Source organism: Bradyrhizobium sp. BR13661, assembly GCF_029892425.1.
In the GTDB taxonomy this organism is placed as follows: Bacteria; Pseudomonadota; Alphaproteobacteria; order Rhizobiales; family Xanthobacteraceae; genus Bradyrhizobium.
The window spans coordinates 13,237-35,466 of the sequence record NZ_JARXWB010000041.1 but is presented as its reverse complement, the minus strand read 5'-3'; the positions used below and the strand labels follow the sequence as shown (position 1 = coordinate 35,466).

General features: G+C 60.7%; 24 protein-coding genes and 2 pseudogenes. 8 read left to right on the top strand and 18 right to left on the bottom strand.

Features of this window, described 5'->3' with window-relative positions; translation table 11 throughout:
- Positions 1–128: 128 nt before the first annotated feature.
- The 4 genes from M2427_RS38040 to bioB all read right to left on the bottom strand — a co-directional run bounded on the left by M2427_RS38040 (position 129) and on the right by bioB (position 4,362).
- Entirely contained in the window at positions 129–1,418 is a 1,290-nt protein-coding gene (locus M2427_RS38040; RefSeq protein WP_280711944.1) for an adenosylmethionine--8-amino-7-oxononanoate transaminase, read from the bottom strand.
- Positions 1,415–2,047, bottom strand: coding sequence for a dethiobiotin synthase (gene bioD / locus M2427_RS38035; protein WP_280711943.1), 633 nt, complete (start codon positions 2,045–2,047; stop codon positions 1,415–1,417). Before bioD ends, M2427_RS38040 begins: the two co-directional genes overlap by 4 nt.
- Positions 2,044–3,198, bottom strand: coding sequence for an 8-amino-7-oxononanoate synthase (locus tag M2427_RS38030; RefSeq protein ID WP_280711942.1), 1,155 nt, complete (start codon positions 3,196–3,198; stop codon positions 2,044–2,046). Before M2427_RS38030 ends, bioD begins: the two co-directional genes overlap by 4 nt.
- Before the next feature lie 123 nt (positions 3,199–3,321).
- Positions 3,322–4,362, bottom strand: a complete 1,041-nt coding sequence (gene bioB / locus M2427_RS38025) for a biotin synthase BioB (protein WP_280711968.1) — start codon at positions 4,360–4,362, stop codon at positions 3,322–3,324.
- Positions 4,363–4,502: 140 nt separating this feature from the next.
- Between bioB and M2427_RS38020 the strand changes: the two genes are divergently transcribed.
- The 4 genes from M2427_RS38020 (at position 4,503) to M2427_RS38005 (ending at position 7,536) form a co-directional block, all read left to right on the top strand.
- On the top strand, positions 4,503–5,141 hold the full coding sequence (locus M2427_RS38020; RefSeq protein WP_280711941.1) for a GntR family transcriptional regulator: 639 nt from the start codon (positions 4,503–4,505) through the stop codon (positions 5,139–5,141).
- A 102-nt stretch (positions 5,142–5,243) separates the two neighbouring features.
- Positions 5,244–5,543, top strand: coding sequence for a Dabb family protein (locus tag M2427_RS38015; protein ID WP_280711939.1), 300 nt, complete (start codon positions 5,244–5,246; stop codon positions 5,541–5,543).
- A gap of 5 nt (positions 5,544–5,548) precedes the next feature.
- The gene (gene pabB, locus M2427_RS38010; protein ID WP_280711938.1) at positions 5,549–6,943 is read left to right on the top strand and encodes an aminodeoxychorismate synthase component I; all 1,395 of its coding nucleotides are present in this window, start codon (positions 5,549–5,551) and stop codon (positions 6,941–6,943) included.
- Complete coding sequence (locus M2427_RS38005) at positions 6,940–7,536, top strand: aminodeoxychorismate/anthranilate synthase component II (RefSeq protein ID WP_280711937.1); 597 nt, start codon at positions 6,940–6,942, stop codon at positions 7,534–7,536. Before pabB ends, M2427_RS38005 begins: the two co-directional genes overlap by 4 nt.
- Before the next feature lie 121 nt (positions 7,537–7,657).
- On the opposite strand, the gene M2427_RS38000 is transcribed toward M2427_RS38005, so the two are convergent.
- From M2427_RS38000 to M2427_RS37985, 4 genes are all read right to left on the bottom strand, one after another.
- Positions 7,658–8,734, bottom strand: a complete 1,077-nt coding sequence (locus tag M2427_RS38000) for a relaxase/mobilization nuclease domain-containing protein (RefSeq protein WP_280711936.1) — start codon at positions 8,732–8,734, stop codon at positions 7,658–7,660.
- Positions 8,731–9,249, bottom strand: coding sequence for a MobC family plasmid mobilization relaxosome protein (locus tag M2427_RS37995; RefSeq protein ID WP_280711935.1), 519 nt, complete (start codon positions 9,247–9,249; stop codon positions 8,731–8,733). The genes M2427_RS38000 and M2427_RS37995 overlap by 4 nt, the downstream gene beginning before the upstream one ends.
- Positions 9,250–9,664: 415 nt before the next feature.
- Positions 9,665–10,645, bottom strand: coding sequence for a ParB/RepB/Spo0J family partition protein (locus M2427_RS37990; RefSeq protein ID WP_280711934.1), 981 nt, complete (start codon positions 10,643–10,645; stop codon positions 9,665–9,667).
- Positions 10,635–11,396 (bottom strand): ParA family protein, encoded by a 762-nt coding sequence (locus M2427_RS37985; protein WP_280711933.1) that lies wholly within the window; start codon positions 11,394–11,396, stop codon positions 10,635–10,637. The genes M2427_RS37990 and M2427_RS37985 overlap by 11 nt, the downstream gene beginning before the upstream one ends.
- Positions 11,397–12,137: 741 nt before the next feature.
- On the opposite strand from M2427_RS37985, the gene M2427_RS37980 reads away from it, so the two are divergent.
- On the top strand, positions 12,138–12,398 hold the full coding sequence (locus M2427_RS37980) for a WGR domain-containing protein (protein WP_280711932.1): 261 nt from the start codon (positions 12,138–12,140) through the stop codon (positions 12,396–12,398).
- A gap of 104 nt (positions 12,399–12,502) precedes the next feature.
- Positions 12,503–12,808, top strand: a complete 306-nt coding sequence (locus tag M2427_RS37975) for an HU family DNA-binding protein (RefSeq protein ID WP_280711931.1) — start codon at positions 12,503–12,505, stop codon at positions 12,806–12,808.
- A gap of 17 nt (positions 12,809–12,825) precedes the next feature.
- Here the strand turns inward: M2427_RS37975 and M2427_RS37970 are convergent, their stop codons facing one another.
- Together M2427_RS37970 and M2427_RS37965 are read right to left on the bottom strand one after the other, a co-directional pair.
- Entirely contained in the window at positions 12,826–12,969 is a 144-nt protein-coding gene (locus M2427_RS37970) for a hypothetical protein (protein ID WP_280711930.1), read from the bottom strand.
- Between the two features lie 61 nt (positions 12,970–13,030).
- Positions 13,031–13,342, bottom strand: a complete 312-nt coding sequence (locus tag M2427_RS37965; RefSeq protein ID WP_280711929.1) for a DUF736 domain-containing protein — start codon at positions 13,340–13,342, stop codon at positions 13,031–13,033.
- Between the two features lie 647 nt (positions 13,343–13,989).
- Here M2427_RS37965 and M2427_RS37960 point away from each other — a divergent pair.
- Positions 13,990–14,223 (top strand): hypothetical protein, encoded by a 234-nt coding sequence (locus tag M2427_RS37960; RefSeq protein WP_280711928.1) that lies wholly within the window; start codon positions 13,990–13,992, stop codon positions 14,221–14,223.
- A gap of 178 nt (positions 14,224–14,401) precedes the next feature.
- Here the strand turns inward: M2427_RS37960 and M2427_RS37955 are convergent, their stop codons facing one another.
- The 6 genes and pseudogenes from M2427_RS37955 to M2427_RS37930 form a co-directional block, all read right to left on the bottom strand.
- Complete coding sequence (locus M2427_RS37955) at positions 14,402–14,878, bottom strand: hypothetical protein (protein ID WP_280711927.1); 477 nt, start codon at positions 14,876–14,878, stop codon at positions 14,402–14,404.
- A gap of 47 nt (positions 14,879–14,925) precedes the next feature.
- A pseudogene (gene repC / locus M2427_RS42185) lies at positions 14,926–15,253 on the bottom strand (replication initiation protein RepC); the annotation flags it as partial.
- A 209-nt stretch (positions 15,254–15,462) separates the two neighbouring features.
- Positions 15,463–16,695, bottom strand: coding sequence for a plasmid replication protein RepC (gene repC / locus M2427_RS37945; RefSeq protein ID WP_280711925.1), 1,233 nt, complete (start codon positions 16,693–16,695; stop codon positions 15,463–15,465).
- A 264-nt stretch (positions 16,696–16,959) separates the two neighbouring features.
- Entirely contained in the window at positions 16,960–17,976 is a 1,017-nt protein-coding gene (gene repB, locus M2427_RS37940; protein WP_280711924.1) for a plasmid partitioning protein RepB, read from the bottom strand.
- A complete protein-coding gene (repA, locus tag M2427_RS37935) occupies positions 17,976–19,178 on the bottom strand; it encodes a plasmid partitioning protein RepA (RefSeq protein ID WP_280711967.1) in 1,203 nt (400 codons plus the stop codon). The genes repB and repA overlap by 1 nt, the downstream gene beginning before the upstream one ends.
- Before the next feature lie 516 nt (positions 19,179–19,694).
- Positions 19,695–20,778, bottom strand: a pseudogene (locus M2427_RS37930) (hypothetical protein).
- A 140-nt stretch (positions 20,779–20,918) separates the two neighbouring features.
- Between M2427_RS37930 and M2427_RS37925 the strand changes: the two are divergent.
- A complete protein-coding gene (locus M2427_RS37925) occupies positions 20,919–21,188 on the top strand; it encodes a type II toxin-antitoxin system VapB family antitoxin (protein ID WP_280711923.1) in 270 nt (89 codons plus the stop codon).
- 299 nt (positions 21,189–21,487) lie between these two features.
- On the opposite strand, the gene M2427_RS37920 is transcribed toward M2427_RS37925, so the two are convergent.
- Positions 21,488–21,856, bottom strand: coding sequence for a DUF5615 family PIN-like protein (locus M2427_RS37920; RefSeq protein WP_280711922.1), 369 nt, complete (start codon positions 21,854–21,856; stop codon positions 21,488–21,490).
- Entirely contained in the window at positions 21,856–22,089 is a 234-nt protein-coding gene (locus tag M2427_RS37915; RefSeq protein WP_280711921.1) for a DUF433 domain-containing protein, read from the bottom strand. The genes M2427_RS37920 and M2427_RS37915 overlap by 1 nt, the downstream gene beginning before the upstream one ends.
- Between the last annotated feature and the right edge of the window lie 141 nt (positions 22,090–22,230).

Genomic DNA, 22,230 nt, shown 5'->3' with positions numbered 1-22,230 from the left:
AGTCAAAGGGAGGACGAAAAAAGAAATATACATCCCCAAAATAGCTGGCCAACGCATCAAAACATCCAATGGTCGCGCGATCATGAGACGAGAACCTGTGGCCGCTATTTGGTCGTGCGGACAGGCGCTCACGTATGCCCGGTCCATTCCGGCCTCCACAGCGCGTCGGCAGCATCGTTTATTGCGGCGTAGATTTCGTTGAGGTCCGCCGCCGTGACGCTATAGGGCGGCATAACGTAGATCGTATTGCCAAGCGGGCGCAGTAGCAGACGACGATCGTTGAAGAACGCCTGAAGCTTCGGACCGATATTCGCGAGGTAGCCCTCGTCGCGCACTTTCAGCTCAAGTGCCGTGATGGTACCCATCCGACGGACATTCCTGAAGCGTGCGTCCGCACGAAATGGCTCGATTTGCTTCTCCTGCATTGCAGCGACGGATGCCAAACGCGCGTAAGTCTCTTGATTGCGCCAGAGACTGAGGTTCGCCTTTGCAGCCGCGCACGCGACCGGGTTTGCCGTGTAAGAACTAGAGTGGAAGAAGGTGCGCGTACGGTCTTTCGAATAGTGCGCGTCGAAAATATCCGCGCGGCAGAGTGTCACCGCGAGCGGAAGCGCCCCTCCCGTGAGGCCTTTGGAATAGCAGACGATATCGGGCGTGACATCCGCCTGCTCGCACGCGAATAACGTTCCGGTGCGGCCCCAGCCCGTCATGACCTCGTCGGCAATGAACAGCACGTCCGAGGCCTCGCAGATCCGCTTCATCTCTCTGAGCACCCAGGTTGGGTACATCAGCATCCCGCCCGCCCCCAATATGAGAGGCTCCACAATAAATGCGGCTGGAATTTCGTTTCGACATGCAGACTCGAGCGCATCGAGCGTCGCCTGCTCAAGGCCTTTCGCAGGGAACGGGATTGACGTAACATCGAACAGCAGGGGCCCGTACGCCGCGTTTAACACGCCTCGGGCACCGACAGACATCGCCCCAATCGTGTCGCCGTGATAGGAGTGCTGCATCACGACAATGCGTATTCGCTGCCTGCCGATATTATGCCAATAGCCGAGTGCCATTTTTAAGGCCACTTCCACGCTGGCTGAGCCGCTGTCGGAGAAGAAGACATAATCGAGGCCACGGGGTGCGAGTTTCAAGAGTAGCGCCGCAACCTCCTCGGCCGGCTCGTGGGTGTAGCCGGCAAAGATGATCTGGTTGAGCTTGCCTGCCTGTTCCTGAATGGCGCTCACAATATGTGGATGGCAATGACCATGCGTCACGACCCACCAGGATGAGATTGCATCTATGATACGACGACCATCCGCGGTATGGAGATAGGCACCATCACCACGCACAATCCTTGTCATCTGGTCCTGAAGAGCGTGCTGCGTGAATGGATGCCAGATTGGCGACTGTCTCTTTGGCATCATGGTTTGAAATCATCAGCATGGAAGGCGGTTTTGAATGCGGCTTGCAGCGTTCCTGGCGTGAGAGGAGAAAGCCACGGCAATCGCCCCAACCAACGCACCCGCCCGATCTCGCAAATTGCGCTCTCAGTCTCGGAATTTCTTTCGCCAATGAATGCAATCCCAAGAACGTCGATCTGGCGCTTTCGCAGGGCCTCTATCGACAGCAGCGAGTGATTGATTGTACCCAATGCTGTCCTCGCGCAAAGCACGATGGGAAGCCGCCATCGCTCGAAGACGTCAATATAGAGAGTGTTGCCAATCAGCGGCACCATCAGCCCGCCGGCTCCCTCGATCACGAGTGGCCGCTCCCCCGTGTCTGGCGATCGAAGCGAATCCGCGTCGATGCGAACTCCGTCAATTTCGGCGGAATGATGCGGCGAAGCAGGCGTTCGAAGGCGGTAAAGCTCCGGCACGATACGATCGACGGAGAGACCGCCAAGCCGCGCGACGAGCTCTGTATCGGTCTCTCCTTCGAGACCGGCTTGGATCGGTTTCCAATAGTTCGCGCCGAGGAGATTGGCGAGGCCGGCGCAAAAGACGGTCTTGCCAATGCCGGTATCTGTGCCAGTCACCACGATGCGCTTACTCATCGCGGATCGCCCCAAGTCTCTTCGACTAACGCATCAAGCATGTCGCATACATCATCTTCGCTGACGTTAAGCGTCAGCGAAATTCGCAACCGTGCCGTCCCTGCCGGCACGGTCGGCGGCCGTATCCCACGGATGTCAAAACCGCGAGCCTGCAGCGCAGAGGCGAGCCGCATGGCACGCGCATTGTCGCCGACAATGTAAGGAACAATCTGTGAATTCGAGGGACTTGAGCGGCCGCGCAGGTCGATCTCACGATGTGCGAATGCGACCAGATTGGCCAGGCGTTGCTGCCGCTCGGGCTCCTCCTGCAGGATCAGGAGCGCCTCCTGCACGGCAACCGCCATCAATGGTGAGGGCGCGGTGGCGAAGATGAACGGACGGCAGCGATTGACCATGAAGTCGCGCAGCACGGTGGACGCAGTGACGAGCGCGCCGGCAGCGCCGAGCGCCTTGCCGCAGGTATGAACGACCAGGAGATTTTCGCGCCCCTCATAGGTCGCGGTGAGCCCTCGTCCCTGCTCGCCGTAGACGCCTGTGGCATGAGCTTCATCCACCATCAGGAACGCATCATGCCTGTCGGCTATTGCGACAAGCTCCTTGAGCGGTGCGAAATCGCCGTCCATGCTGTACAGGCTTTCGGCTACGATCCAGACGCGGCCCGTTCCGCCCTTCGCGCGCCAGTCGCGGATTGTGTTTTCGACCGACGTCGGATCGTTGTGAACGCTTTCGCGAAATTCGGCTCGTCCGGCCCGTGCGCCTTCGTGAATACTCGCGTGCACGAGAGAATCGAGAACCAGCAGATCGCCCCGTTGCGGCAGCGTCGTCAGGAGGGCGAAATTTGCGACATATCCGCCGCTGAAAAACAGCGCCGTCTCCGCTCCGAAAAAGCGTGCGGCCTCTGCTTCGAGCCGTTCGTGCTCGTCGCAGTTGCCGCGCAGAAGCCTTGACCCACCGGCCCCGATCGGACTGCCGGCTTCCAGCGCCGCCGCCACAGCCTTCTTCATGCGCGGCGCGCTCGCCAGCGCGAGATAGTCGTTCGATCCAAAATCGATGCCGGAGCGGGGCGCGAGGCGCCGCAGCCGATCCTGCTCGTTCAGGGCGCGCAATGCGGCGCCATAAGTGGCCACCTTGTCCGTGCGTATTGAAGTCATCAATTGATCCCGTGTGCAGAGGGGGTGTTCGTGCAAGTCATTCGGGCAGCGGCCAATCACGAAGCCCTGCGTGTTCCCGACATTTCAAGATTCTCCCGGGGACCGCGGAGGCGGGGTTTGGCCTCAACCGCTCTGAACGTTATCGTGAGCCGGCGCGGGTTGGCCGGTGACCGGTCGCGCCTGGTCGAGATTGGATTTGATGCCGAGCCGCCCGAGCAGCTCCGCATCGAGGTCGCGCTGCGGGTTTCGCGTCGTGAGAAGCACGTCGCCGATGAAGATCGAATTGGCGCCAGCGAGAAAGCACAGCGCCTGCAATTCGTCGGTCATGTATTGCCGCCCGGCGGACAGCCGCACCACGCTTTGTGGCATCATGATGCGGGCGATCGCGACAAGCCGCGCGAGACTGATCGGATCCGGCCGCTCCGCGGTGTCGTTGACCGGCACGCCCTTGACCTCGTTCCAGAGGTTGATCGGGACGCTTTCCGGATGGCTCGGAAGATTGGCGAGCAGCACCAGCATGCCGAGCCGGTCCGCGACGCCCTCTCCCATACCGATGATGCCGCCGCAGCAGACCTTGATGCCCGCCGCGCGCACCCGGGCGAGCGTGTCGATGCGATCCTGCAAGGTCCGGGTGGTGATTATCTGGCCGTAGAATTCAGGCGAGGTGTCGACATTGTGGTTGTAGAAATCGAGGCCGGCCTCGCGCAAGCGCTGCGCCTGCTGAGCCGTCAGCATGCCGAGTGTCACGCAGGTCTCCATTCCGAGGCCCTTCACGGCGCTGACCATCTCGCAGACCTGATCGAGGTCGCGGTCCCTTGGACTGCGCCACGCCGCTGCCATGCAGAAGCGCGCCGCGCCGGCCGCTTTCGCGCGCTCGGCAGTGGCGATCACATCCGCCTTGTCCATCAGCCGCGTCGCCTTCAGCCCCGTGTCATAATGCGCGCTCTGAGAGCAATAGCCGCAATCCTCGGGACACCCGCCGGTCTTGATGCTGAGGAGGCTCGCGGTCTCCACGTGATTAGGATCGAAGTGGCGGCGGTGAACGGCCTGGGCACGGAATAACAAGTCGGAAAACGGCGAGTTGTACAGTGCCTGCGCCTCCGCACGGGTCCAGTCATGGCGGACAGGTTCGATGTCGCAGCCGTCGTTCGGTTTTGCTTCCATGCCATAGACCCTCTGAGCCATAAGTCCTTCCTCAGTGCGCATCTCATAGATAATCATATTGATTATCTATAATTATTCTGCCATGGATCATGCTAGCGGACGTCGCGTGTCAGCGCATCCGATTTTGCGATAGATAATCTATGATAATGGAGAACGAGAACACGACGACCGCGCAACGCATTGCCCAGTCAATCGGGGAGCGCATCATCAGCGGCGCACTAGAGCCAGACGCACCGCTCCGGCAGGACCATCTCGCGAGAGAATTCAACTCGAGCCACGTCCCTGTGCGGGAAGCTTTTCGGCAATTGGAGGCGCAACATCTCGTTCGGGCCGTGCCCCGCCGCGGCGTGCGCGTTGCGCCGCTTGACGCCAGCTCGGTGAAGGAGATCGCCGAGATGCGCGCAGCGTTGGAAGTGGTCGCGTTGCGCAATGCCGCGCCGAAGCTCACGTCGGCTCATCTGGCGCGGATTGAGCTGGCCCTGATCGAAGCAGACAATGCCGAGACGATTCAGGAGTTCGAGGTCACCAATCGCACGTTTCACCACGCCCTGGTGGCACCCTGCGCAATGCCGCGACTCCTCGCCTGCCTCGATGGACTGCAGCTCGCAAATTCGCGTCTGGTGTTCGCGATGGCGCGCAGTGCCGGATGGCGACCGCGCTCCAATCAGGATCACCGCTTGATCCTGCAAGCGTTACGATCGCGCAACATCGATCAGGCCTGCGGTCTGCTCGCGCGCCACATTCAAACCATTGAGCGCCTCGCCTTCCCCGCGTCATGATGAGGAACAACAATCGCACGGCACCATGCGGCGTCCGTCGCTGGTGTGATACCAAGATAGCCCTGCGATCAGCCTTTCATCTCACACGAGCCATAGCCAGCCATGATCCGCCACATCGTCTTATTCACCGCCAAGGACAAGACCGACATCGACCGGATCGTCGATGGCCTCTCGGTTCTTACCGCCATCCCACATGCACGCCGACTCGAGATCGCGCGCAACCGCAAGACCGACCAGCTCGGCAATGACATCGACGTCGTCGTTTACGGTGAATTCGAGAATGATGCTGAGCTCGCCGCCTACAAGGCGCACGATCTCTACAAGGAATCGATCAAGCGGGTACGACCACTGCGGGAACTTCGGTTCGCGGCCGACTATAATTTGGCGGATGTCGGCCCGTAAGTCTTATGCATATCCGCGAATTGCCCTGGATCGAGCCGGTCACGGCGATGCGACGTCTCGCACATCGGCCGCACCTCACGTTTCTCGACAGCGCAGCAAAACACGAATTACTTGGACGCTACTCATATCTGGCCTGCGATCCCTTCAGCAGCTACGTAGTCGCGGACGGGCGCGCGAGCTGCAACGGCGAGCCTCTCGAAGGCGATCCATGGCACGCCCTTCGCGCGCTCCTTGCTAGCTACCCGCAACACTATCGCCCCGATTTCCCCCCGTTCCAAGGCGGCGTGGCCGGCTTCTTTTCCTACGATCTGAACAGGACCCTGGAACGGCTGCCACCGCCGGCAGCGCAGGGACAAGGATTTCCACAATCGATTCTACATTTCTACGACGTGGTCCTCGCCTACGACCATCGCGATCAAAAATGCTGGATCCTTTCGACCGGATGGCCCGAGCAGGACCCCACACGTCGCAGCAAACGCGCTGGCCATCGCGCCGATGAGTTTGCGGCGCTGCTTGCAGGCCCAAGTTCTCCACAGAACCGCTCCCATACCGCAGCGAGCTCATGGCATTCGAACTTCAGCCGCGATAGCTATGTCGCGGCCGTGCAGCAGGTCATGGACTTGATCCTGGCCGGAGATATTTTCCAAGCCAACATCGCGCAACGCTTCAGCACCAGGCTGTCGAGCCCGTTTGATCCGCTCGCCTTCTACTGTCGGCTACGGGCATTGAACCCGGCGCCCTTTGCCGCCCTTCTGCGTTACGGCAAGTTGACCATTGCATCGAGCTCGCCGGAACGATTCCTCAGACTCGATGGGCAACAGGTTGAAACGCGCCCGATCAAGGGCACGATCAGGCGTTCCGGCGATCCGCAGGAAGATCGGCAACGCGCTGAATTGCTGCTTGCAAGCGAGAAGGACCGCGCCGAAAACGTGATGATCGTCGACCTCCTCCGAAATGACCTGTCACGCGTTTGCACCGCGCACTCCGTGAAGGTTCCCGTTCTGTGCGGCCTTGAATCTTATGCTTCTGTGCACCACCTGGTTTCGGTCGTCACCGGCAAACTCGCAGCTGATCACGATGCCGTCACCCTGCTGCGCTCCTGCTTTCCTGGCGGCTCGGTCACCGGGGCGCCGAAGGTGCGGTCGATGGAAATCATCGCCGACATCGAACGTGTTGCGCGTGAGGTCTATTGCGGGGCCATCGGCTTCATCAGTTTCAACGGGCAGATGGATACAAATATTGCGATCAGGACCGTCACGATCGACGATGACCTTGCGGTTTTTCATGCCGGTGGCGGCATCACGGCGATGTCGGAGCCAAGCGCTGAATACGAGGAGACACTCGCAAAGGCGCAACGCATCTTTGACGCATTTCGCGCAGAGACGAAGGGTGCGTCATGATTGCGATCATCGACAACTACGATTCCTTCGTCTTCAATATCGCTCGCTACTTCCGGGAACTCGGGGAAGCGACGGAGGTGGTCCGGAACGACGCGACCAGCGTTCGCGATCTCGTTCGGCTCCGGCCACGCGCGGTAGTGATCTCGCCGGGGCCGTGCACGCCAACGGAGGCTGGGATCTCGACGGCCGTTGTTCGTGAACTCTCCGGCCGGGTCCCGATCCTCGGCATCTGCCTTGGACACCAATGTATCGGAAGCGTTTTCGGCGGTAGGGTCGCGCGCGCATGTCGCCCCATGCACGGCCAGGCCTCGCACGTTACTCATGATGGCCGAGGGCTGTTCAAGGCACTGCCGTCGCCGCTTCGCGTTGGGCGCTACCATTCTCTCATTGTGCAGCTCGATGATGCGTCGGGATCTTTGCTGATGGTAACGGCGCGTTCAGACGACGGCGAGATCATGGCAATCGCACATCGCGATCAACCAACTTATGGCGTGCAATTTCACCCGGAATCGATACTGACTCAGTACGGACCCGCAATATTTTTGAACTTCTTGCGACTTGCTGAGGCTTCCAATCATTTCGTGCAAACATAATAGGCTCCCGGACGATGGGCAGATGAATTCGGACCGGGAGCAAAGTCAGCCACGTTTCGGGGGTTCGAGTCGGGGGAGGGACGCGAACCCCCGACCCCAGGATTATGATTCGTGCGCTCGGTTATCTGGTTCGCTCATTGCCTCGTGCTTTGTCGCCCCCTTCTGCATCGATGCCCTGGTCCGCGCCGCGCCGCCGAGTATTGGCAAGCTCCGAAAGCTCGTTCTTCAGCGCATGCCGGCGAGTTTCAACGGCGGGCATGTCGTCGACGAATTGCCGAACTTGGCGAGCTAACTCGTGATCTGCTGCCGCTCCAGAGCGCTGTAGCTCCGCGGCATATTCGAGATATCGCCGCCGGATCGCGTCCTGACGTGACTTAATCTGTTCATCCCAAGGGAGTTTGGCGGTCCTGCCGCCCCTCACCTCCGAAAGCACCTCCTTACGGGCGAGCCGATCGACATCGGGCGTGATCTTTCGCTTGCGGAGAGCGAGGACCGCCCCGCGATCGGCCTTTCGAACGCGTCCGCGGGTTCGCCGCGGCGTTGCCTCCGCTGCAATCCCGCGAAGCCTGAGTTCGCCCGCAAAACGTTCGCGCCAGGCCTGAAGATCGGCCTTACGCGGGTTGAGGCGCTTGCGGTCATGGCCCAGGGACCGAACGGTCAAGTGCACGTGGGGATGCTTGTCGTCGAGATGCTGGACGAAAACGTAGTCGTGATTGCCATCGAACGTCTCGATGGCAAAAGCCCGAGCTGAATCCTTGACTGCGATGGCATCGGTGCCAGCCGGCATCGATAGAATGATGTTGACCGAGAGCGACCCATCGCGGCGACGCTTGTCGTCGAAACCGGCATCATCCTCCCAGCGTTGCTGCAGATCTTTCAGTCCGGAACGACCCGTCAGAGCCGCGCCCTGCTCTGTTTCCGCATTGAGCTCCCCGTTTCGCGTGATGTATGCGAGGTGCGACCTCAGATGCGCCACGCTCTTGGTGCGACCAGTGATCTTGACCATCACCTCTGGCGCTCGGCGCACGATGCGTTCGAGCTTTGCACGCATCGCCGGCGTAAGGCGGCCGGGGACAGCTGGATCGGAAATATCCCACTCGGCTCGCCGAGGGCGCCGATTGGGCGTTTCCCAGACATACGAGATCGGCGGAAGTTCGGACACCAGGTCGGTCGGCCGGGTCGAGTGGCGCCGACTCATCGCCGCCCGTCCCAATAATCTGCGTTGCCATTCAACGCATTACGCAATTGCGCGAGCTCCCTTTCAATGACCAATTTGGCCTCTTGAATTGCGGATAAATCGGGCTCAACCGCCCTGCCCTGCAGCACACTGGTGTTTGCGGCGCGCGCGATCTGGTTGATATTGCCGCCGATCCGGTTGAGCTCGCGAACGATCGCACGAAGCGCGTCGTGCTCGTCCGGGGAATGCTGCACCGGTGATCCCAATCGCGAGCGCACCAGCGCAACGATCCAACCGGTTCGCGTCATGCCACGCTGATGTGAGACTTCCGCGAGCTGCCGCATCTCGCTCTCGCGAAATCGCACCGTCACCTTCTCCGGCCGTCCGACCGGCAATGCCAAGATGCGCGGCGCTGGCGCAGCAAGTGCATCAGCAATGAGACGCCGCAGCAGCGCGGATTTACCGCCCTGGGTAGCTGCAAGAACTGAGAACTCTGCCGCGACTTCGTCGGAGACGCGAAGCGAAATCAGAGCCATGCACTCCGATCCCAATCGCGATGTAATACATCGCTGGCGCGAAGCCTATCCTGCACTAGAAAAGGCGAAACCCTCCACCCCCTCCATGTTGGTTCAAACCATCGGGCTCGGCAGGCAAGGCTCGGGAGTTGCTCCAGGTCACAGCCGACGATCGATGAGGAGAGCTCTTCTGGGAAGGACGCAGCCGTCGCCCGTAATGCTTGTACTCCACGAACACCGCGCGGGCAGATTCGCAACATTGGCACTGAATATGTGGACCGCGGCTTTCCAGCAGCCTCCGGCCTCTCTACGGCGCTGTGGAGGGCGCGTTCGGCCTCCGGCTGCTGCGCTAACGCGCCATCCTTCGGATGGGAAATCCGCTCCGCCGGCGCACCAACTGTAGCAGCGTTTCTGAGGAGGCTGTCTAAGACCAGCTTCATGCCGACAGGATCTCTTCGATTGTGATGGTCGATGCTGGAACCTCTTCCGCTACTTCTGCGCCATCGATCAGCAGCACGGCATGGCGTGAGCCTCGAGACGCGAGTCGATCGACCAGAAGACAGCCCGTGCGATCTTGGTGACGCACTCTGATTGTCAGCGATGTACTCATTCTCGCGTTCCGATCGACTGAAGAGTTGAAGGACCTTTCCGCGATCGCCGTCACGCGGTCTCTCTCCATGGGTCGCAATGCCGTTTGCGGTGCGATCTCGCTTCGTGGTGGTTGATCTCCAGGGGGGCCCTCGCCATCAGCAGGGGAACCGCGGACCTCGGTGCGAATTTTGCGGGCCAACTGACGGGCGTGTGCATCGGTGAAGCTCTCCTGTGCTGCGCATAAGGTCTCGACGGCGTTGGGCTGCTCACGCCAAGCCTGGTAGAGCTCATACACAGCACGGATTGACGAGCCAGCAAGCTTCGACCGAAGGAAGTCCGGCATATTCTTGACCGACGCGTAGCGAGACACCCAGTCCCTGGGCTTACCGAGCTTGCGCGAGATGTCAGCCTGGTTATCACCCTGCTCCAAGCGGTCCGCGATGAACGCCGCAATTTCGGGGGCATTGAGGTCATCGCGCTGGATATTCTCGATCATCTGGACATAACGATCCGCAGAACCAGCGGCATGAATGAAAGCCGGCATCACACGGAGCCCGGCGCGCTTAGCAGCACGATACCGCCTCGCACCCATGACGATCACGTACCGGCCTTCCTCGGTCGCTTGCCGCAGCACGATCGGTTGCAGCACTCCATGCTGAAGGACCGATTCCGCAAGCTCGTCGAGCTTCTGTTCGTCGAAGCTGCGCCGGGGCTGGTCCGGATCTTCGTCAATACGGTCGATAGAGATGCAAGTCGGTTGCCCGATTGTGGCGGCACCATCTTCCGCGGCGGCGATGAGCTGCTTAAAGCTGAGATCAAGCGCCATGTATCGACTCGTTCATCTGCGCGACGATCTTGGCGAGAACATCGCGGATTTCCCGACCAGCCTCCTGCGCAGAGCGGCGCTTCAGTTTCCAGACCGGCAGGCGTTCCGCGACGGCCTCAGCGTAGCCATCCCTTGCAACGATCTGGCCCGGAAACACATATTTGCCGGCCTCGCGCAAGAGCTGCTCCAGATGCATCCTTTGACGGGGCGATTTCGTGTTGAAGTTCGAAGGCAGCAACCCGAGGAACTTCGTATCCTGGCGGCCATAACGCCTCTGCACACCGATCACGGTCTGCATCAGACCTTTGACGCCCTTGATCGAATAGTCCTCCAGATAAATAGGAGCCAGCACATGCGACGCTGCAACCAAACAGCCGACGCTGCGAAGTCCAAGTGAAGGGGGCGTATCGATGACGCAGGCATCGAACTGATCCGACGCGATAGCGAGGTTCTCTTGCAGAGCCGTTATGGCGGCTGCATTGCTGCGATCGAGATCCGTCAGTGAGCTATCGGCCGGCGCGAGCGTTAGGCCTTCGTCGTCTCGAGGTACGACCCGTATCCCCGGCTTGAACAAATCCGCGGCTAACGTTGAACCGGCGTAATGCCTCAACGTATCCGTCGCATTGCTCTGCGCATCAACGTCGATCATGAGAACGCGGAGATTTGCTTCCGCCATGAACCAAGCCAAATGTACAGCAAGAGTCGTCTTGCCGACCCCGCCCTTTTGATTGTTGATGACAATTGTCTTCATCTTGAGGCCCGAAATCGGTCCAACGGCGCGGGAGTCATGTCCTTGTCCATCATGTCCTGAGGGATGTTGGTTTGAACCAACAGACGATTGCGAATCTAATCACCGGAACGATCCTGAAATTCGTTCGGCGAATCCCCTGTCATAAGAGTCAGGTCCGTCTGGAGCCATCGGGAGGAGCAAATTGCTAGAAGCCAGACCGAGATCGTGATTGTTGCTGGACCACAGCGACACGATCGCGAGAGGATCGTCACGCGAATGCGCGGAGACCGCTTGTGGGCTCCGGGAGCGTCGCCGCGGCGGCGCGAGTAGAGCCGTCCCCGGAGGGGATCGCCCAAGCGCACACTGTTAAGACTGGACCCGCAGGATACGATTTCTCTATGGGATAGCTATCTGCATCGATGGGAATACGTTTTACCTATCGCGAGAAAGATTGGTGTCGCCTGCCTCGAATGCGTCGGTGCAACGACAATGTGCCGACCCTGTCGAATTGGCCGCAGGAAGCTTTAGATCAAAGACCGATCGCTTGCGACCGGCTGTTTCAATAAAGACCGTCGCAATTGCAAGCTCGGCATTGCGACGCGGGCATCCCGGTACCGAAGTCTCCGCCGCGGAAGGGTTTAATCCCACGTCGGGTCGGCGCAATTTCCGGCGAAATTGACCTATCGATAAAATGAATCGACCTGCCCCATCGATTCATAAAACTCATTGGACGGAGCTTGCGAGGGAAGCAAGAATCCGCCCATGCCGAAACTGGAACCAGAACCGCTTCATCTGCGCCGCATCGATGCCGCGCGCAATATGCGGCGGTATTATTCGCTGTCCACGCAGCCGACCTTGTTCGGAGAAACGTCGCTGATCCGCAATTGGGGCCGGATCGGCACGAATGGCCAGACCATGGTGCAGACCTTCGACGGCAGTGCAGAGGCGGTCGAAGCGTTCGGACGGCTCGAGCGTGCCAAGCGGAGGCGCGGTTACGCTGCAGCGGACGGAAAGCTGTCATAGTGACAATTTTTCGGGGACTGCGGCTCCGCCTGTGATGTCGGCTCTATCTGTTCCACTGCTTTGATGTCAGACGAGCAAAATCGAAACAAGACGGAGCTCGTCCCATGACGACTGCCAATGAGATCGCCGAGAAGATTGCGGCCGAGAACGACCTGACGAAGGCTCAGGCGAAAACCATCGTCGATAGCGTGTTCAAGGCGATCGCTGATGCGGCCGTAAGCGGGGCCGAGACGAGCCTTCCAGGCTTCGGAAAGTTCAAGGTCAAGGATAGCCCCGCTCGTGAGGGCCGCAATCCGTCCACCGGCGCAACGATTGCGATCGCAGCTTCCAGGAAGCTGACCTTTACGCCTGCCAAAGCCATCAAGGATGTTCTGAACGGAGGAGCGGCCCCGAGCGACGGCGCATCGTAAGTCGCAAGACAAGGGGCTTATGCCCGCTCCTCGGCTGCGAGCGCTTCGTTGCGTCGGCGGATGAGTTCGGCCAGCTCGCGTTCGAGCGCCTTGCGCTCCGCCGGCGTGAATACGCATTCGCGCAGCTCGGCGCGCAATTCTTCAATGGTGTCGATGGTCATGATCGCATCTCCTGTCGAAGGGAGCAGGCCCCGCCTTGCGGCGGAGCCCACTGGCTGGGCCTCAGTCCCGGTTCGGCCGGGACCAGATCAGTTGGAGGCCTTCCGCACCCTCAACCTCGGTCAGAGTGGCGTAAATCGGAGCGGGGAAGCTCGGATCGTCCAGCTTGACGGAGAGGTAGTCGCGCTCGCTGTCCTTGGCGGTCTTCTGCCAGGCCGCACCTAACTCGACGTTGCCCGAGTAGATGCGGAAGTGCGGTCCTTTGTCGGACGGGTTCTCGACGCGGATCAGCTTGGCCTTGACGTTGAGGTTGAGCGTCTTGATCGCGCCGGAGAAGCCATTGCCCGTGGAGGTGAAGGTGCCGATGGTAGCCATTATCTCATTCCCTTGGTTTTCTCGGGCCGCGCCTATCGCGACCTCGATGGCGGTCGTGAGACCGGAGGCGATCGACCTGCACCCAAAGGGCCGAAATGAAATGGAGGGCGGCCGGCAGCGACTTTCTTGAACCGCGAGGAATGGCGCGCAGCGCCAGGGGAAGAAAGTCGAGGACGGACGTTGCGGGGACAAGATCGAGAGCCCGCGAAGCGGGATCGGCCTTCGGTCAGACCAGCCTCTATCGAGGACGCAGATGGGTGCGCCCGTCGCGAAAACACATGGAATGAAGACGGGCGGTCCTAATCGGTTCAGCCATTCGGATCTCAAGGCAACGGGCGCAGCAGCAAAACGCAGTTCACCTTAGCCAGGCACCTAGACCACGCGTCGTCACTCGCAATGGAGATCGTCGCTATCAGCAAACCCGGCGCGTCGGTCGAAGTTGCCATCGCAAGATTGATAACGAGGCCAGCGATGTGTCCGCCCTGTGGATGCAACATCGCCCTCCGCATCCGTGCCGCCCATCCTGCGAGACGTCAAAAGTACTGGCGGGAGTGGACAGGCCGGTCATCGACCCGGTGTATCGTCGCAGAACTCGGGGATGTGACTTAAAGTCGATCTGCACCTCCTATCGAGGAAGGACACAGACGATGTCGGAAATCTCATGGCAACGAGACGGAATCGACCCTGGCTGGTTCATCGCCGAAGGCGTCGGATCGATCCGAAGCACGGCCAGCTATGGGAAGCCCGGCGGGTGGTGGTTCCTCCCCGCTTGGCTGCCTGACACTGGAGAGAACGACATCGGTCCGTTCAAGACAAAAACTGCCGCACTAAAAGAGGCGCAACGCCTCTCGGCTGCCCAAGATCTAGCGGCCCAGAAGTAATCGCGGTATCGGGCATCGGCCGCTGTTTGATGCTGGAAAAGTTGGAACGGCACCACGCTCCCGAGAGCGGAGCCTTATCGGACGTCGCGCCAACGCCACCGAAGGTTCTTCACCGCCCTCTCTCGACGAGTCAGCCCTGCAGCATTGAACCGCGCCAGTGCAGACGCGGTGCGACGAATCATCGCCTGCGCCGCGCAATCTCGTCAGCGACCATGCCCTGCGCCCGCACCAGCCGCTCATGCAGGGTCTCGAACATATCGAGGATGTCATCATTCGGTTCATTCTTGCCCTGCTCGATGGCTTCAGCAACGAGTTCATCGAGGGGTGTCTCCTTCAATCGGCCCTTCTCCAGAAGCTCTTCAAACAGGCCATCGCTGTTCGGCTGTGGTTGGATACGGCCGTCAGAGTTGCACCAGGCAGTGAATATCTGCTGTCCCAGAACGGCGCCCTCGACCATCTCCGCATCCAACGGAATCAGCGTTCCCCAGGCCTCGCCCGCTTCGTCGGTGAACCCTGCCACGTACATCCGTTGCTCCACGGCGTCTTCATCGCGAAGTTGGAAGAACGGCGTGAGGTTGATTGGAGTGCATTTTGCCATGACGATCTCTCCGAACAGCTTTGCGTCGACACAGTGCAGCCGGGTCAGCGCGGGCACCTTCGATCACACGAAAAAGGCAAGGTCTGGGAGCGCGCCTCCTCGTCTCACGCCCGCTTCTTGTTCTGCCGCCGAGAATTAATCTGCGCCATCAGGATCGGGCCAAGCGAAAAATCGCCGAACTCGGATTTTCGCGTCAGACCGCGGCAGGTAGCCGCCGGCGGAATTGATCTCGGCCCCGCGCTGCTGGATGCACGCGACGACGGCGGCGGGCACCTCGCCCATGTCTGTTTGCGCCGCTTCCCAGGCACTAGGCTGATCCCGAGCGTCGATCGAACGACGGCCGCAGTCGCGAGAAAATCCCGCCGCCCTTGACGTAATCGACGATGTCGGGAGACACGCGTCGAGGACCATTCCCAAAGGATACGATCCCTCGGTAAAACGCCCCCTCGATCCGACCGGCCGCCCGCGCATGACGCCCGGGTACGCAATCGCCGCACGGACGATCTCGGGGTCGCCAGTCTCCTGCGCGGCGCCCTGATGAGAGAAATTGGATCTGACGCGGTAGCCAAGGCCTTATGAAATTCTGCCTCAGACCACGCATCAGCCCGAGGCGGTGGCGCAAAGAGACTCTTACCCATCCGTCAGGCCGTTCGTTTTTCATGGAGCCGTGAGTTGATCTGCGACATCAGAATTGGTCCGAGCGAGAATTCGCCGACTTCGGCTTTTCGTGTCAGGCCGCGCAAATATCCGCCGGCGGAACGGATCGCGTCCCCTCGCTGCAGGATGCAGCCGACCACGATCGCAGCTTGGGTCTCGCCCATCACGGTCTGCGCCTCCTCCCAGGCGCTAGGACTGATCCCAAGCATGGATCGAACGACCGCCGCCGTCGCCAGGAAATCGCGCCAATTCGAAATCCCAGCCTTCGCATAATCGACGATGTCCGGGCATGCACTCAGGACCATTCCCAACGGATACGAACTTTCGGCGACTCGCGATGGTTGAGGTTTTGGCTCAGCTCTCGCCGCCCTGCCTTCTTGAAGGCTAGGTTCAAGATCAATAGGGGCGTCTGGATTTGAATTCTGTATGTGGCGCTCAGAATGGGACTCATTGGCGCTCGGATTTTTGGATTTGATGTGCGCTTCCAGCAGATTGAGCACATCGTCAGCAAGTTGCGACAGCTCGTCGGCGATCGGCTCGAGCTCCTGGCGCGTCGCGGTGCGCGGAATCTGAGCGACCATCGTGCGGAAGGCGGCATGCACCTCCTGCCAATCGGCAGGCCCCTGCCCTGCCCTTCGCGTCGGGACGCCTTCTTCGATGCCAGTTGCAATCATCTTCGCGATGTCGCGCCGGCACAGCGTGATCCGCTCACGCACGAGCTTGAGCGCGCGGGCTTCGGCTTCGATATCGGCCGCCAGGCTCTCGAACTCTTCCGAGCGCACGACGAGCGGCGAGAGATCGAAGCCGAAGGCGAGTTCGATTTCGCCAGCATCGTCCTTCCGGGCATACCGCTTCCCATTCGGACTGTCGCGCCGAACGATCAATCCCGCGTCGACCAGCACAGCGAGGTGACGCCGTAGCGTCGATGCCGGCATGCCGTGCGCCCGTCGACTGAGCTGATGGTTCGATGGGAAGACGATCAGATCATCCTCTCCTGTCAGCGCCGTCTCAGGATGGAAGGTCAAGAGCGCGTTTAACACCGAGAGCGAGCGCTCCGACACCCCAATACGTGGCCGTGCCGTGCAGATGGCGTGGAAGATCTTCCATTTGTGCACGATCTTTTCGGGGGGACGTTCGGTTGCGACCATCTGGCTTGCCACATGGGCAAGCATCAGCGATCGCCGCCCAAAGGGCGTCGTTGGAGAGTGTGACTGCATGTCTTTGCCTCATGCGGGCAAAGAAAATCTGCTCGCCAAAACGGCGCCGTTGCTAAAGACGCTTGACTGCGATTCGCGAAAGTGATTCTCTGTCAGTCGCCAAACGTGACGAGAGAAGGCTTTCGGACGGAGACGTTCCGGGGGCCTTTTTTCTTTTTCCGCTATGCTCCTGTGGTTAGAGAACGGAAACGCGGGTACGCATCGCATCGCCCGATCATGAGAGGTCCGGACGACGCCATATCCAAAGCGGCAAGACGCGCGATGTCATTCATCGGTGCGCCCCTCGCGAAAAGATCGGTAGAGTTCAGGCAGCCGCGAAATCACAAAATCCCCAAACGCTGGTGCTGCCTTTTCATCGAGCGCTAGCGTGACGCGATCTGCGCGACGTTCAATCTTCACGATCTTCTTGCCGTCGTCATCGGCCCAGGTCGTCGGCCGCGGGGCTTTGGGCTTGCGGGGCGCGAGCGCGGCGAACGCGATCGCGAACCGTTCATCGGAAGTAGCACGCACAAAACGATCGCTAGCAACGCTGTCAGCTAATGCCTTTTGGTCGTGGCGACCCACCATCCGCTCTGCCAGCTCCATCCAGCGCCGGCGGCCGGTCTTGGGCGCTGGCCCGATCGCATCGACTAGGCTCCGTGGCAGGGTCCGCGTGACAGAGATGAGGCGGGAGAGCTCTGTCTTGTCGACGCTGAGCGCCGCCATGATGATCTCACGTTTGAATCCACGATCCTCGAGCGCGGTGGCATAAGTTGCCCGCTCAATGAAGGACAGATCCTCCCGCTCGCCATTCTCCTTGCCTTGTGCCACCACCAGGTCTTCGTCGCTGAGGTCACGGACCACGGCCCGTGCGGGATGGCCAAGTTCGGCGAGCGCACGGACGCGACGATGGCCATAGGCAATCTGAAACCGGCCTGGGCTGGTCGGATGCGGGCGAAGGAGGATCGGAACCAATTGCCCATTGGCGCGAATCGATTCGACGAGAGCGGAGTGCTTCTCGTCGACGCTCTTCATGCGATCCGGGACGATCGAGGCATCAATCAAACCTGGGGCGATTTCAACGACGGTTTGACCGGTGGTGAGTTGTTCGGTCAAGGCCTTGGCGGCGTCGCGCTCTGCGGACAGCATCTCGAGCGAACGGCTCATGGCACCGACTGCCCCGCGTGAACCGAGTGTTGGTTGGGATGGTCTCCGATTGTCGCTTAGCTCACCTGACGGCGGTTCGTTGACCGCGGTCAACTTGTCGTCCATGAGGTCAGCAAGCAGGTTTTTGCGACCCATTAGGCCCTCCCCCATGCAGCCTGGATGAGGCTTTGAATTTCGCCATTGACACTGTCCAGCGATTCCATCGCGCGGTCGTAGGTAGCGCGTGTGAACTGATCGCGACTGACCTCATAGAGCGTTTGCTTCGTGATGCCGGCGTCCGAGATCGCCGTACTTTTCAGCATCATATTGGTGAGCATGCGATCGCCGAACAGCGAGCGCATGAAGCCGACCATTTGGGCCTGCGGTCCATCGCCGGGCTCATAGCGCGTGACGAGATAGCGCATCCAATCGTAATTCATGTTGCCGCCTGCCTTGGCTACGACGGCAAGGAGATCGGATGTCATGATCAGGAATTGGCACATCGACATGACATCGAGCATTTGCGGATGCACGGGAATCAGAATTGCGGTTGCTGCGCAGAGCGCGGAGAGCGTGAGAAACCCAAGTTGGGGCGGGCAATCGATTACGACGACGTCGTAACGGTCCTGGACCGTGGCGAGGGCACGGGCAACGCGGGCAAAGAACAGCGGGTCACCCGACTGGCGCATAGCCAACGCTTTCGGGGTTTCATGTTCGAATTCCATCAACTCGATGTTGCCGGGAACGATGTCGAGCCCCAAAAAGTAAGTCTGCCGAATGATGTCATTCAGCTCGCGACGCGCGTCGTCATAGCGGATGGCGCCGTAGAGAGTTCCGTTCTCCTCAACGTCAAACTCTGGCTGATAGCCGTGCAGCGCGGAGAGCGAGGCCTGCGGATCGAGATCGATCGCGAGCACTCGATAGCCCTGCAGCGTGAGATGTTGAGCGAGATGCGCGGCGGTAGTGGTCTTACCCGATCCACCCTTGAAATTGACGACGCCGATGACTTGCAACTGTTCGCCCGCGACGCGATGCGGTCGGTATCGGCGAGCGCCTTTGCCGGATTCGTCGAGATAAGCACGAAGGCTCTGAATGTCCTCGAATGTGTACGACCTTCGACCCGTTGGAGTGGTGTCTGGCTGAGGGCCCCTTCCCTCCAGCGACAATTGGCGGAGGTAGCCGTCATTAATACCGACGAGTTTAGCGACTTCGCCGGATGTGAACCGGCGGAGATGCTTGCGGGCTTTCGGCGGGAATAACTTAGTTCGGTGGGCATGAAGTTTCGCGGAGAGTTCCCGCGCGTCGGCCGCGATCGTATCGTGGATCGCCGGGGGCGCGGCCGACGGGATTGGCGCCATCGCTTGTTGATCGTTCAGGGCCACGGCTTTCTCGCGTAGTTACGAATTTCGGATGCAGGACATGCGCAAAGCGTGGCTAACTAGGCCCGATTCTGAGCGGTCGCGCAACAATTAAAGGGTAAACAAATCCTTAACGGTGATTTCCGGTTGCCTCGCGCAAATGGAAAAGTTGACCGCGGTCAACTTTCTCCAGTTGGGCCGAATCGGCCTCTATGAAGTCTACCCTCTTCTGCTTCGCAGGAAACCGAATCTAGGTGCCTCGCGCCGAGCGCAGGCTTGGCGACGCCAATAGCTTCATGCCCTTCCGCCGGTGCAAGGTCCCATTGCGCAACTCGCCGCGTCATCGCTGCGCCAAAGCGAAATGTTGTGTAGCCCGGGCCTAAAAGCACCGTCGACGTAGCTGATCGTGCCTCTCCATCGGCGGGATCAGCGAGAGCGCGTCAAGCTACGGTGCGCACCGGTTTGGGTGTCGGAAAGCCAGCGCGCGCCAGGTAAAATCGTCCGTGGGCGGCGCCATCAAAAGCCGTAGCTTCGATCCGCCCAGCGCAGCAGCACGCGAGCGTCGGGATCGGGCAGGCGAACACGCTGCGCCTTCAGGCCTTGCGCAATCGCCAGGCCGATGTCGGGATCAACCCAATGCCCGTGGGTCATCAGGAAGAACCAGCCGAAGGACAGGCCGACCTCACTGTCCACGGCCTCAATCCGATCCATCAGCAGATGCACCGAAACATCCGATGCCGTGAGCAGCCGCTCCTTGGGGGGCTTCAGCGGCCGGGGGATGAAACCGACTTCGCGCTCGCCCTTGTGGGTATAATCACGAACATCGAGCGCCCAATGCTCAAAGACGCGATGGGCGCGGGCACTCGATCCCTCCCAGTCTTGAAAGAAGCGCACCTCCCGCGGCACGTAGTCGAACCAGTCGGGGACCGCCTCGAGGAATGGCGTTTCGCGCGTTCCCTGCGGCCCGACTTCGCGGATCACGCGCCGCTCCATCTCGGGCCGCTTGGCCTCCCGCTTGTCGCGCTCGACTGCAGCGATCGAGGAAACTGCGGATATGGACGAATGCGCCGCCGGCGCGGTCGAGCAGGCGGTAGACCGGGCCGCCGAGGCGATCCGTCTCGGGCAGGGACTGGCGGAGCCAGCTGGGATCGAGCAGATCCTCTTCCCCCCAAGGTCGATAGTCCGGATTGACGATCGGACCAGCGCGCCACTCGATTTCTCGGCCAAGTCCGATCTGGATATAATCGGCGGCCCCGGGCCCGGTCGGGGCGAAGACGAAGGCGCTGGTCCCACGCCACTCGGTGATCTGCAGATCAGTGTCTTTCAGGCGCGTCCAGAGCCCCTTGATATCCCCGCCATCTTTGGCGAGCTCGGCCGTCATCCACTGCCGCAGCTCCCCGGCTCGGGTGCAGTCGGGCCGAATGACCGATCGGGTGTCGCGCCAATAATCATCGTCGACGCGGGCCAGGCTGAAATCGAAGCTCGGAAAGGCTGCGGCGAGCGCGGGCATGAGATCCGCGTCGGCCGAGGCGGGATCGAGTCCTGCCAGAACGGCCTCGATCGAGGCCGCATCGGGAATGCGAAGAGGGGTGGCGCTCATAGAATGTTAACCATAAAAATTTTGGCCTCCGCCGAGTTCTTATGAGCTTTCCCATCAGATTTGGCGAGAATCCCCGGCCTTCACGAGAAGTATCCGGAATGTTGTATAAAGATACACGATACACGCTAGAGGAGCGCCTCATGGCCTTCCATATCAAGAATCCGGAGACCGACGCGCTGGCCCGCAGGGTCGCCGCGCTGAAGAAAATCGGACTGACCGAGGCCGTGCACACGGCGCTCGCCCATGAACTTGAGCGCGAGCAGCGCAGGCCGTCCTTGGTCGACCTAGGCGTCCAATTTTGTCGCGATTTGAGGACAAAGGCCGATCCGCAGAGCAGCAAACCTGCCGACAAGGCGTTCCGCGACGGCCTGTACGAGGATGCAACGCCGAGTTCAACGAGGCCGGGGTGACTCTGCTCGATGTTGGTGTCGACTTTGGCCGGAAGCTGCGTGCCCGCGGCAATGCCCGCCGGGGGGAAAGGCTGCCGATAAGGTATTTCGCGACGGTCTGTTCGACGACGCCTGACCACGATCGCGCTCGCGCAGACGGCCGGCGCAGACCGAAAAGACAGCGGAAGGGGCGAGGGGGGGGCTGGGCTGGCATGGTCTCTCGTCCATCCGGGGACCGGGCGGCGGGATTTGCAGGCGCCTAGCCGCCAGAATCGCCGATTTGCGGGTTGATTTCCGACCCTGTCGATAAACGGTGAAGTTTACGACCCGAGCGGGAGAATTCGCACCCGCGCCCGGTCGGGATCGATGGAGACCAGGGCGCCTTCGGCGAGCTCGCGCTCGGTTTGTGCGATTGCACGGAGCACGGCGCTGCCGATCGCCACTGGCGTCAGCAGATCGGCGCGGATCTGGATGACGCTCGGCTTGCGGCGCTGCGTCGCGGCCAGGATCGTCGAAAAATCGAGGTCGTTGGTCACTACCACATGATCGTGCGCGGCCGCCCATTGCATCAGCGTGCGATCGGACGCGTCCGCAGCACCCACCGCTGACCAATGCGCCGCTTCGAACCCCGCGTTCTGGAGGAAAGGAACCCAGCTCGGCGACAGGTTCATGTCGATCAGGAATCGCATCAGGATGCGCGCTGCAGATCGACCTCGCGCTCCTCGGCGCGCCAGGCGGCGTAGCGCAAGGCCTCGAGCACGTCCTCGCGCGCGAGATAGGGATAGTCGGCAAGCAGCGCATCGATGCTGCGGCCGGCACCGATCTGGCCCACGATCATGCCGACGGTGACGCGCTGGCCACGTATGCAGGCTTTCCCGCCCATCACGGCGGGATCTTGCGTAATTCGCCTAAACTCATTCATGCGTTTGACCTCGACATCGCAACGCCAGCCTATCATAGTCGGCGCCCAGCGGGCATTCGAGATGATAGGACATCCGGGAAGCAGGCTCCCCCGCAAGAGGAGGGGGACCTCAGGGGCCCGGGGACGCGATTCCCCCGACAC

What these genes read in the sequence shown, in the direction of transcription:
- M2427_RS38040 (WP_280711944.1), bottom strand. Translation starts at nt 1,418, where the DNA reads ATGATGCCAAAGAGACAGTCGCCAATCTGGCATCCATTCACGCAGCAC.
- bioD (WP_280711943.1), bottom strand. Translation starts at nt 2,047, where the DNA reads ATGAGTAAGCGCATCGTGGTGACTGGCACAGATACCGGCATTGGCAAG.
- M2427_RS38030 (WP_280711942.1), bottom strand. Translation starts at nt 3,198, where the DNA reads ATGACTTCAATACGCACGGACAAGGTGGCCACTTATGGCGCCGCATTG.
- bioB (WP_280711968.1), bottom strand. Translation starts at nt 4,362, where the DNA reads ATGGAAGCAAAACCGAACGACGGCTGCGACATCGAACCTGTCCGCCAT.
- M2427_RS38020 (WP_280711941.1), top strand. Translation starts at nt 4,503, where the DNA reads ATGATAATGGAGAACGAGAACACGACGACCGCGCAACGCATTGCCCAG.
- M2427_RS38015 (WP_280711939.1), top strand. Translation starts at nt 5,244, where the DNA reads ATGATCCGCCACATCGTCTTATTCACCGCCAAGGACAAGACCGACATC.
- pabB (WP_280711938.1), top strand. Translation starts at nt 5,549, where the DNA reads ATGCATATCCGCGAATTGCCCTGGATCGAGCCGGTCACGGCGATGCGA.
- M2427_RS38005 (WP_280711937.1), top strand. Translation starts at nt 6,940, where the DNA reads ATGATTGCGATCATCGACAACTACGATTCCTTCGTCTTCAATATCGCT.
- M2427_RS38000 (WP_280711936.1), bottom strand. Translation starts at nt 8,734, where the DNA reads ATGAGTCGGCGCCACTCGACCCGGCCGACCGACCTGGTGTCCGAACTT.
- M2427_RS37995 (WP_280711935.1), bottom strand. Translation starts at nt 9,249, where the DNA reads ATGGCTCTGATTTCGCTTCGCGTCTCCGACGAAGTCGCGGCAGAGTTC.
- M2427_RS37990 (WP_280711934.1), bottom strand. Translation starts at nt 10,645, where the DNA reads ATGGCGCTTGATCTCAGCTTTAAGCAGCTCATCGCCGCCGCGGAAGAT.
- M2427_RS37985 (WP_280711933.1), bottom strand. Translation starts at nt 11,396, where the DNA reads ATGAAGACAATTGTCATCAACAATCAAAAGGGCGGGGTCGGCAAGACG.
- M2427_RS37980 (WP_280711932.1), top strand. Translation starts at nt 12,138, where the DNA reads ATGCCGAAACTGGAACCAGAACCGCTTCATCTGCGCCGCATCGATGCC.
- M2427_RS37975 (WP_280711931.1), top strand. Translation starts at nt 12,503, where the DNA reads ATGACGACTGCCAATGAGATCGCCGAGAAGATTGCGGCCGAGAACGAC.
- M2427_RS37970 (WP_280711930.1), bottom strand. Translation starts at nt 12,969, where the DNA reads ATGACCATCGACACCATTGAAGAATTGCGCGCCGAGCTGCGCGAATGC.
- M2427_RS37965 (WP_280711929.1), bottom strand. Translation starts at nt 13,342, where the DNA reads ATGGCTACCATCGGCACCTTCACCTCCACGGGCAATGGCTTCTCCGGC.
- M2427_RS37960 (WP_280711928.1), top strand. Translation starts at nt 13,990, where the DNA reads ATGTCGGAAATCTCATGGCAACGAGACGGAATCGACCCTGGCTGGTTC.
- repC (WP_280711925.1), bottom strand. Translation starts at nt 16,695, where the DNA reads ATGCAGTCACACTCTCCAACGACGCCCTTTGGGCGGCGATCGCTGATG.
- repB (WP_280711924.1), bottom strand. Translation starts at nt 17,976, where the DNA reads ATGGGTCGCAAAAACCTGCTTGCTGACCTCATGGACGACAAGTTGACC.
- repA (WP_280711967.1), bottom strand. Translation starts at nt 19,178, where the DNA reads ATGGCGCCAATCCCGTCGGCCGCGCCCCCGGCGATCCACGATACGATC.
- M2427_RS37925 (WP_280711923.1), top strand. Translation starts at nt 20,919, where the DNA reads ATGGCCTTCCATATCAAGAATCCGGAGACCGACGCGCTGGCCCGCAGG.
- M2427_RS37920 (WP_280711922.1), bottom strand. Translation starts at nt 21,856, where the DNA reads ATGCGATTCCTGATCGACATGAACCTGTCGCCGAGCTGGGTTCCTTTC.
- M2427_RS37915 (WP_280711921.1), bottom strand. Translation starts at nt 22,089, where the DNA reads ATGAATGAGTTTAGGCGAATTACGCAAGATCCCGCCGTGATGGGCGGG.